Here is an 8,594-nt window from a genome sequence, read left to right as displayed (position 1 = left end):
ACTGTCGAAACATGTTGGAAAGCCGTATACGTTAGTAGCGTACGTACGGTTTGATAAGGGGCGATTGAAGTAATTCAGTCGCCTACTTTTTATGTGCAATAAATTATGAATTTAAGTAAAAATTAAGGGATATAAAGTACACTTGATTTTACTTTAAGCGATTTGAGTACCGTGCTATAATAGTTATGCTTGAAAAAAGGAGGGTTGCGATGTTTAGAATTGGACAATCAAGTGATGTTCATCGTTTTATTGAAGGTGATCATATCGTACTTGGTGGAGTGAAAATTGAAGCACCCTTTGCTGTGGATGCACATTCTGATGGTGATGCACTTGTTCATGCAATTGCTGAAGCAATTTTAGGTGCACTTGCCTTACGTGATTTAGGTACACATTTTAGTGATACTGCAAAAGAAAATGAGAATCGATGCTCATTAGATATTCTTGCAGATGTGGTGAAAATGATGGAAGATCGTAATTACCAAATTGGTAATGTCGATAGTTTAATTATGATTGAAAAACCAAAGATGGCACCCTATAATGCACAAATGAAAGAAAATCTTGCTCGGGCACTTCACTGTGATGAAAGTCAGGTGAATGTCAAAGCAACAAGAGGCGAAAAAGTCGGTTTTGTGGGAAGACAAGAAGGAGTTCTTGCCCAAGCGATTGTTTTATTACAAAGGAGAAATGAAAATGAGTAGAGTACGTGTGCGCTATGCGCCAAGTCCAACTGGACACTTACATATAGGAAATGCAAGAACTGCATTATTTAACTACCTATATGCAAAACATTATGATGGAGATTTTGTCTTCCGTTTGGAAGATACAGATATCGCAAGAAATATTGAAGGTGGAGAAGAATCTCAACTGAAAAATCTTGCTTGGTTAGGAATTGTTCCTGACGAAAGTCCATTCAACCCAAAAGAACAATATGGACCATATCGTCAAATGGAAGCTCTTGATATTTATGACAAAATTGTTGAAGAGTTAATTGAAAAAGGACATGCATACAGATGTTACTGTACACCTGAAGAATTAGCTGAAGAAAAAGAACGTCAAGAAGCAGCAGGTGTTGCACCAATGTACAATGGACACTGCCGTAACTTAAGTGATGAAGCAATTAAGAAATACGAAGAAGAAGGACGTCCATATACGATTCGTCTACGTGTACCTGAAGGAAAAACATATACATTCAATGATATGATTCGTGGCGAAGTAAGCTTTGAATCAAAAGATATCGGAGACTGGGTAATTGTAAAAAGTAATGGAATTCCAACATACAACTTTGCAGTTGTAGTTGATGATCACCGTATGGAAATTACCAATGTATTCCGTGGGGAAGAACATATTTCAAATACACCAAAACAATTGATGTTATTTGATATGTTAGGATGGCAACCACCACTTTATGGACACATGACAATTATCGTTAATGAAAACCATAAGAAATTAAGTAAACGTGATCAAAATGTTATGCAATTTGTATCACAATACGAAGAAGAAGGATACTTGCCTGAAGCGATGTTTAACTTCTTAGCATTACTTGGTTGGTCACCAGAAGGAGAAGAAGAAATCTTCTCTAAAGAAGAATTAATTAAAATCTTTGATGAAAAACGTTTAAGTAAAAGTCCAAGTATGTTTGATAAAAACAAACTTACATGGATAAATAACCGTTATATGAAAGCCAAAGATTTAGATGAAGTGGTTGCAATGTGCAAACCATATCTAGAAGAAGCATATGACTTAAGTGGAAAAAGTGATGCTTGGATTCACGACTTGATTGGTTTATATCATGATCAAATGTCATATGGGAAAGAAATCGTTGAACTTGTTAGTTTATTCTTTAAGGACGACTATACATTAGACGAACAAGGCAAAGAAGTAATGTCTTGGGAAACAACACCAACAGTTGTAAAAGGATTTGCTGAACAACTTGAAGCAATCGAAGACTGGACAGCTGAAAATGTAAAAGCTGCAATTAAAGCGACGCAAAAAGCGACGGGAATTAAAGGGAAACCGTTGTTTATGGGGTTACGTGTTGCGATTACAGCACAAGAACACGGACCAGATTTAACGCAAACTGTGACGTTGTTAGGAAAGGATAAAGTGCTTGCACGTTTAGGGCAAATCTAATGAAAGGCGAGCGTATTTATCTTAGAAATTTAACACTTGATGATGCAGAGGCACTATTTGCAATAGCAAGTCATCCAGATGTTGGAATCCATGCTGGATGGAAACCACATGCATCGATTGAGGAAACAAAAGAAGTATTAGACAAAATTCTTATCAACGAAAACAGTTTTGGAATCTTCTTACAAGATGATGATACGCTAATTGGCTGTTTTGGAATTCAACAAGATCCACTTCGTACAGCACCAATGAAAAATCTAGGATATTGGATTGGTAAAGACTATTGGGGTAATGGATATGTGCCAGAAGCTTCACGATTGGTATTGGATCGCTTGTTTTTAGAAGATAAAGAACCATATGTGAGTATCAATCACTTTGTCGAAAACACAAGAAGTAGACGCGTGATTGAAAAGCTAGGTTTCAAAAAAGAAGGAACATTGGTACATGCATACAAAGATGCAAGTGGTAACGTGCATGATATTGTAATGTATGTATTATGTTTGAAAGATTACGAGGAAGATAGATGAGAAAACTTAAAAAAATCGCAACTGTTGCAACACTAAGTATGGTGATGTTAACTGGTTGCGGAGTAAGTTCAGAAGAAAAAGCAGTAGAAGCATTAGATTTAGCTGCAACTGCAAAAACACCAACTTCATATAAAATGGATGTGAATTACACCATGGATGTAAAGGCAACCTATCAGGAACAAACCGTGGAAATGGCAATAAAGGTTGATATGACTAATGATGTATTGGTAGATCAAGAAAAAGCACATGCAAATGGCACAATCGATATTAGTTATATGGGACAAAGTCAAAAAGTAGAACTAGAAACATACACCTATAAACAAGATGACGCATTTGTGATTGCAAGTAATGATGGTTCAAGTGATACTTGGGTGACATCAAAAGTTACAGGATTGCCAGATGCAACGCTTAGTAAAGATGAATTTAAGACATTAAAGAAAATGGATGTACTTCGTACGTTAAATGATGGTAAAGTCAAAAAACAAGAGACATACCAAGTTGCAGGACGTATCGAATACAAAACATTGGCCAAAATGATGGATGTTTTAGGTGCTACAGAAGAACTTGTTAGCGTGGAAGATTACGAGGGAAAAACATTCCCAGTAACTTATCAATTCTACAAAAAGGATAACCGCTTGGCATCTGTTAGTGTAGATATGAAAGCTGCAATGAAAGAATCATTAACAGAAGGATTTGGTGAGAACACGGAAGGGTTAGAAGTTGAAGTAAAAGATGCTTCATTTACAATTACTTGTTATGACTATGACAAAGTAGACGACTTCACAATCCCAGAATTAAAAGTAAGTGAAAGTACAAATCAAAATGAAGAAAGCGATGATACTTCATTTGAAATGCCAACATATTACTTAGAAGAAAATGAAAAAGCATTTGCGTAATTTGCAAATGCTTTTTTTCTAGTCTTTATCAACAGGGAATGTAATTCCTGCAGCAAGTCGTGCATGATATACGACATCCATGACATCACGTGTATGATCTAATAGTTTATAGCAAGCTTCAAAATCATTTGCTTCAATGATTTTTTGGAAGTTATCTACCTCATAAGCCATATGGAAGTGTTGATTTACACCAATGCAGTTTGGATTGTCTTGTGCATTAGCTACATCGATTTGATCACCTTTTAAAGGAACCTTTTCAACAATTGGACATACACCTGTACTTCCTCCGCTAACTTTGACGCTGCCATTGTCTCCTTGTAGTAAGGTAAAGTAATCACTACTACAGTCCTTACATCCAATACAGTTTACTGTAAACGTATCATAGCGCATGATTAATGTACCACTTGTATCGATTCCATTGAATCCGATATTTGGATAGTATGTATAACTTTCTGGTTTTCCAAATAATCCCATTACAAAATGAATATTATAAATGTTAATATCCATTAGGGCTCCACCTGAGAAGTTAGGATCAAATGCGTTAGTAACAATTTGATCTTTATATTTATCATAACGTGATGAATATTGTGAGAAGTTTAATGTCGCCATTTTCATATTCCCAAGATTTGGTAACTGATTTCTTACCACCTCATAATTTGGTAAGTGAATGGTTGTAATTGCTTCAAATAAGAATACATTATTTGCTTTTGCGACTGCGATTAAGTGTTCTGTTTCTGCAAGTGTACTTGTGAATGGTTTCTCGCAAATAACATTCTTTTTTGCGTGTAATGCTTGAAGACTTTGTTCGTAATGCAGTGAGTTTGGACTTGCTACATATACAGTATCTACAGTTTCATCTGCTAACATTGCATCAATTGAATCATAGTATGCATCTACTTGATGTTGTGCTGCGTATGCTTTTGCATCATCAAGTTTTCGAGAGTATACAGCAACAAGTTCGACATGATCTGTCATAGAGATTGCTTTAATAAAGCGGTCAACAATTGCCCCTCTACCAATGGTTCCGATTTTCATAGTTCATAGCTCCTTCATTTTGATACTATCATCATACCACAAATGTTTTCATTCCGTGATATACTCTTAGTAAGAAGAGGGTTTCATATGCTAGAAAAAACAAGAGAGACAAAGGTTCTACGTGATGTAATCCATGGATACATTCATGTAGACTTACAAATCATCTGGGAATTAATTGATAGTAAAGAATTCCAAAGACTGCGTAGGATTCGCCAACTTGGTGGTGATTTTCAAGTATATCATAATGCAGAACATTCACGCTTTTCACATTCGCTTGGTGTCTATGAAATCGTAAGACGAATGGTACATGAAGTACACGACTTACAAATGAAATTAACCGAAAGAGAAAAAGTAGTCGTAATGATTGCAGCATTGTTGCATGATGTTGGACATTTACCGTTCTCGCATGCTTTTGAACATATTTGTCCGATTCCACATGAGCGTTTTTCGTATGATATTATCGTAGGCAATAGTGATGTCAATCGTATTCTATGTTCTTATGATGAAGAACTAGTTCTAGAAGTTGCAAGTGTGATTCGCTATCAACATAAAAACCCAATACTTAATCAAATTGTTTCTGGGCAACTGGATGCAGATCGTATGGATTATCTACTACGTGATGCATATTTTACAGGAACGAGTTATGGTGCTTTTGATCTAGAAAGAATTCTAAGAACCATTCGAGTAAAAGACGATAAACTTGTTGTGAAAGAAAGTGGAATTCATAGTGTAGAAAACTACATTATGGCAAGATACCACATGTACTGGCAAGTATATTATCATCCGGTATGTCGTTCGTATGAAATTGTATTGAGTAGTTTATTTAAACGTATGCGTTATTTATATGAAAATGGAGATCCTATGGTTGAAGAACTACAAATGTTTGTTCCTTTTTTAGGAGATCATCCAAGTATTTGTGATCATTTTGATTTAGATGAAAATGCAGCATTTTATGGAATTGCTAGACTGACAAAATCAGATGATGAAGTGATTGCAGATCTTGCAAGACGTTTACTCAACCGTCGCTTGTTTGAATATGAAACAATCATGAATGATGATGAATATAAACAAATGGAAGCAAGGGTTCGACTTGCAGGATATGATCCAAATTATTATTGTTACATGGATACGATGTCGCAATCCCCATATTCACCATATGCAAAAGAAAGTGGTTCGAATATTTGGGTACTTACTGAAAGTGGTGAAGTTGCAGAATTAAGTCAAAGAAGTGTAATTGTAAAATCCTTAGTTGAAGGAGATGTAAAAAAGGAAAGTAAAGTGTACTTTCCAGATTTAGGAGAAACATATGGCAAAGATTGTGGATGTTAATAAAATATTTGAAATCAATCAATTACTAAAAGAAAAAGGAATTGCATATTCGTTACATAGTGTTGGTGCTTGTGGAGCAGAATTTGTAGAACTCAAACAAGATGGAGAAGCACATGATGTAAATGAACTCTATGCAATAATCAATGCATATTTAAAGGACTACTTTATGCAAGTAGAACCAGTGAAACCTGGAGCATTATTGTTGAAAGTAGTGTAGAAAGCTATTATGTAAACTTATCTAGCTATTAGAAATTATTATTTTTAAAAAGTATGGTGCTGTGGTATCATGCTTTTATTATGTGAAGGAGAAGTCATGTTAAAATCAATTATTCAAAAAATTCCAGTTCCTTTAGCTGGAGTTATGCTAGCAACATCCTCATTAGGAAATTTGCTACAACCATATAATGAAATCTATCATACCATCTGTGGAATCATTGCAGGATTTTTATTGGTATTATGTTTGATTAAGTTCATCTTGTATCCAAAGATGATCAAAGAAGATCTAGCCAATCCAATCATTGCCAGTGTATCAACAACCTTTACGATGGGGTTGATGGTTATGTGCACATACTTTAAACCATTTATTGGAGAAGTAGCACGATATATTTGGATATTCGCAATTATCTTACACTTTATGTTAATGATCTATTTTACGTTACGTTTTGTGATAAAACCCGTATGGGATAAAGTGTTTGCTACTTACTTCGTACCAATTGTTGGAATTGTTGTAGCGAGTGTTACAGCACCAGCTTTCGAGATGCAAAGTTTTGGAGTTACTATTTTCTGGTTTGGATTTATCACGTATGTAATGTTACTTCCATATATAACATATCGTTATATCAAATATGCAGTAACCATTGATGGAGAAAAACCATTAATATGTATTTATGCAGCTCCAGCATCACTTACATTAGCTGGGTACTTATCATGTGAAAGTAATCCACAAACATGGATTGTATATTTTCTTATCGTATTAGCGACATTTATGTGGGGATTTATTATGCTACAAATGCCAAAATTGTTAAGACTACAATTTTTCCCTTCATATGCAGCAATGACCTTCCCATTTGTTATTAGTGCAGTTGCTTGTGGAAAAACTGCCGACCTTTTACAAAATGACTTTCTTTCTATATTATCGAAAGTTGAAATGGTATGGGCTATTATCATTGTTGGGTATGTAATTATACGCTATGTAAAATATCTATTTATCGATACAGCTAGACCATATGCCAAAGCATCAAGACAAAAAGATGCTTTACGTTCAGAATAAATACATTGGATGACCTTCGGGTTGTCCTTTTTAGTATTGCTAGCTTTTAATGAGCACTTTGTGTGCTTCTTTTCTGATTCTATGATAAGAATATAGTATAGGAATACTTATATTATTATAAGGAAAAGGAGATATAAAATGGCAAAAGTACTATACATTAAAGCAAACCCAAAACCAGTAGATCAATCTGTGACGTTCCAAATGTCTGAGGCATTTGTTGATACGTATAAAAAAGAACATCCAGAGGATGAAATCACTACGATTGATTTATATAACGAAGACATTCGTTTTCTAAGTGAGGAAGACTTAGGAAATATGTTTGGTGGGAAAGATTTTGATATTCGTGAGCGTGCAAAGCAATTTGCAGAAGCTGACAAATACATCATTGCAGCACCATTATGGAACTTATCAATTCCAGCAATTCTAAAAGCATATATCGATTATGTAATGTTTGTTGGTATTTCGTTTAAATACACAGTAACCGGACCTGTTGGATTATTAGATAACAAGAAAGCTGTATACTTAGTCGCACGTGGTGGTGATTATACAACTCCACAAATGGCAGATATTGAAATGGGTGAACGTTATCTAAGAACGGTGTTAGGTTTCATGGATATTAAAGATATCGAAACGATTGCATGTGAAAACACAAACGTTCTTCTTGGTGATGCATTAACTGATGCAATTCATACATCAGTAGAACAAGCAAAGAAATCCGCAAAATCATTCTAAAAAACTCAGCTTCGGCTGAGTTTTTATATGCTATTCAAAATAAAATATATCTTCAAATGTACAATGTAAAGCAATGGCAATAAGTAATGCAAGTTTTGCACTTGGTGTATATTGTAATGTTTCAATAGAACTGATTGTATTTCGTGAAACTCCAACTAAATCAGCTAATGCTTGTTGGGATAGTTTTAATTCACTTCGTTTCTGACTTAAACGGTTTTGTAGTTGTAATTCTTCCATTAGAATAATACCCAACGTAAAGTCCCGATAAGAAGAATCATGATACCAAATATACAATAGTATAAATATCGTTTGGTTTTTAAATGGATGTAAAAATATCCATAGTAAAAGGTAAAGAATATAACCGCAAAAAATGCCCATACTATAGAAAGTGATACACGATACTCCCTAAAAGTGATCATAAACTTATCCCCAGTAATTAGTTCTACTAGACTACATGCAATATAGATTCCTAATACGCCAATAAATACGATACGTTTGATAGCAGCACCTTCAATATAGTTTTGATATTCGTCGTCTTTTGACTTTTGTGCTTTTGACAGTATATCTTCTCGTTTCATAAGACTTCTCCTCGTATAATATGTAGTGTAATCAGTTGGCTTTTCCAACTTGATTGTATTGTTCTTCTAATCTAAGATAAGAAGTGTTCTGGAAATAAGG

11 protein-coding genes are annotated in these 8,594 nt (G+C 34.7%); 8 read left to right on the top strand and 3 right to left on the bottom strand.

Translation table 11 applies throughout. The features are described 5' to 3' along the window. Positions 1–209: 209 nt before the first annotated feature. The 4 genes from ispF to EDD63_RS11075 are packed head-to-tail and all read left to right on the top strand — an operon-like array spanning position 210 to position 3,550. Positions 210–698 (top strand): 2-C-methyl-D-erythritol 2,4-cyclodiphosphate synthase, encoded by a 489-nt coding sequence (gene ispF / locus EDD63_RS11090; protein WP_134171381.1) that lies wholly within the window; start codon positions 210–212, stop codon positions 696–698. Beyond that, positions 691–2,130 carry a glutamate--tRNA ligase gene (gene gltX / locus EDD63_RS11085; protein ID WP_208318333.1) on the top strand — a complete coding sequence of 480 codons (1,440 nt, stop codon included), beginning with the start codon at positions 691–693 and terminating at the stop codon, positions 2,128–2,130. The genes ispF and gltX overlap by 8 nt, the downstream gene beginning before the upstream one ends. Next, positions 2,130–2,654, top strand: coding sequence for a GNAT family N-acetyltransferase (locus EDD63_RS11080; protein ID WP_134171379.1), 525 nt, complete (start codon positions 2,130–2,132; stop codon positions 2,652–2,654). Before gltX ends, EDD63_RS11080 begins: the two co-directional genes overlap by 1 nt. After that, positions 2,651–3,550, top strand: coding sequence for a hypothetical protein (locus EDD63_RS11075; protein ID WP_134171378.1), 900 nt, complete (start codon positions 2,651–2,653; stop codon positions 3,548–3,550). The genes EDD63_RS11080 and EDD63_RS11075 overlap by 4 nt, the downstream gene beginning before the upstream one ends. An 18-nt stretch (positions 3,551–3,568) precedes the next feature. Here the strand turns inward: EDD63_RS11075 and EDD63_RS11070 are convergent, their stop codons facing one another. Continuing rightward, positions 3,569–4,585, bottom strand: coding sequence for a Gfo/Idh/MocA family protein (locus EDD63_RS11070; protein WP_134171377.1), 1,017 nt, complete (start codon positions 4,583–4,585; stop codon positions 3,569–3,571). A gap of 87 nt (positions 4,586–4,672) precedes the next feature. Between EDD63_RS11070 and EDD63_RS11065 the strand changes: the two genes are divergently transcribed. The 4 genes from EDD63_RS11065 to EDD63_RS11050 all read left to right on the top strand — a co-directional run bounded on the left by EDD63_RS11065 (position 4,673) and on the right by EDD63_RS11050 (position 7,916). Then, positions 4,673–5,914, top strand: coding sequence for an HD domain-containing protein (locus EDD63_RS11065; protein WP_134171376.1), 1,242 nt, complete (start codon positions 4,673–4,675; stop codon positions 5,912–5,914). After that, positions 5,892–6,131: an RDAC family protein gene (locus tag EDD63_RS11060; RefSeq protein WP_134171375.1), complete on the top strand. Its 240-nt coding sequence runs from the start codon at positions 5,892–5,894 to the stop codon at positions 6,129–6,131. The genes EDD63_RS11065 and EDD63_RS11060 overlap by 23 nt, the downstream gene beginning before the upstream one ends. 96 nt (positions 6,132–6,227) lie before the next feature. After that, the gene (locus tag EDD63_RS11055) at positions 6,228–7,184 is read left to right on the top strand and encodes a TDT family transporter (protein ID WP_166667637.1); all 957 of its coding nucleotides are present in this window, start codon (positions 6,228–6,230) and stop codon (positions 7,182–7,184) included. Between the two features lie 138 nt (positions 7,185–7,322). Next, complete coding sequence (locus tag EDD63_RS11050) at positions 7,323–7,916, top strand: FMN-dependent NADH-azoreductase (protein ID WP_134171373.1); 594 nt, start codon at positions 7,323–7,325, stop codon at positions 7,914–7,916. A gap of 30 nt (positions 7,917–7,946) precedes the next feature. Here EDD63_RS11050 and EDD63_RS11635 read toward each other — a convergent pair whose 3' ends face one another. Both EDD63_RS11635 and EDD63_RS11630 read right to left on the bottom strand, forming a co-directional pair. Then, complete coding sequence (locus EDD63_RS11635; RefSeq protein ID WP_208318332.1) at positions 7,947–8,153, bottom strand: helix-turn-helix transcriptional regulator; 207 nt, start codon at positions 8,151–8,153, stop codon at positions 7,947–7,949. Beyond that, complete coding sequence (locus EDD63_RS11630; protein ID WP_208318331.1) at positions 8,153–8,494, bottom strand: DUF6442 family protein; 342 nt, start codon at positions 8,492–8,494, stop codon at positions 8,153–8,155. The genes EDD63_RS11635 and EDD63_RS11630 overlap by 1 nt, the downstream gene beginning before the upstream one ends. Positions 8,495–8,594: the final 100 nt, after the last annotated feature.

Source organism: Breznakia blatticola (assembly GCF_004365815.1).
GTDB lineage: Bacteria > Bacillota_I > Bacilli_A > Erysipelotrichales > Erysipelotrichaceae > Breznakia > Breznakia blatticola.
Note: the sequence above shows the minus strand (reverse complement) of the source record. Positions and strands in the feature narration are given on the sequence as shown.

What these genes read in the sequence shown, in the direction of transcription:
- ispF (WP_134171381.1), top strand. Translation starts at nt 210, where the DNA reads ATGTTTAGAATTGGACAATCAAGTGATGTTCATCGTTTTATTGAAGGT.
- gltX (WP_208318333.1), top strand. Translation starts at nt 691, where the DNA reads ATGAGTAGAGTACGTGTGCGCTATGCGCCAAGTCCAACTGGACACTTA.
- EDD63_RS11080 (WP_134171379.1), top strand. Translation starts at nt 2,130, where the DNA reads ATGAAAGGCGAGCGTATTTATCTTAGAAATTTAACACTTGATGATGCA.
- EDD63_RS11075 (WP_134171378.1), top strand. Translation starts at nt 2,651, where the DNA reads ATGAGAAAACTTAAAAAAATCGCAACTGTTGCAACACTAAGTATGGTG.
- EDD63_RS11070 (WP_134171377.1), bottom strand. Translation starts at nt 4,585, where the DNA reads ATGAAAATCGGAACCATTGGTAGAGGGGCAATTGTTGACCGCTTTATT.
- EDD63_RS11065 (WP_134171376.1), top strand. Translation starts at nt 4,673, where the DNA reads ATGCTAGAAAAAACAAGAGAGACAAAGGTTCTACGTGATGTAATCCAT.
- EDD63_RS11060 (WP_134171375.1), top strand. Translation starts at nt 5,892, where the DNA reads ATGGCAAAGATTGTGGATGTTAATAAAATATTTGAAATCAATCAATTA.
- EDD63_RS11055 (WP_166667637.1), top strand. Translation starts at nt 6,228, where the DNA reads ATGTTAAAATCAATTATTCAAAAAATTCCAGTTCCTTTAGCTGGAGTT.
- EDD63_RS11050 (WP_134171373.1), top strand. Translation starts at nt 7,323, where the DNA reads ATGGCAAAAGTACTATACATTAAAGCAAACCCAAAACCAGTAGATCAA.
- EDD63_RS11635 (WP_208318332.1), bottom strand. Translation starts at nt 8,153, where the DNA reads ATGGAAGAATTACAACTACAAAACCGTTTAAGTCAGAAACGAAGTGAA.
- EDD63_RS11630 (WP_208318331.1), bottom strand. Translation starts at nt 8,494, where the DNA reads ATGAAACGAGAAGATATACTGTCAAAAGCACAAAAGTCAAAAGACGAC.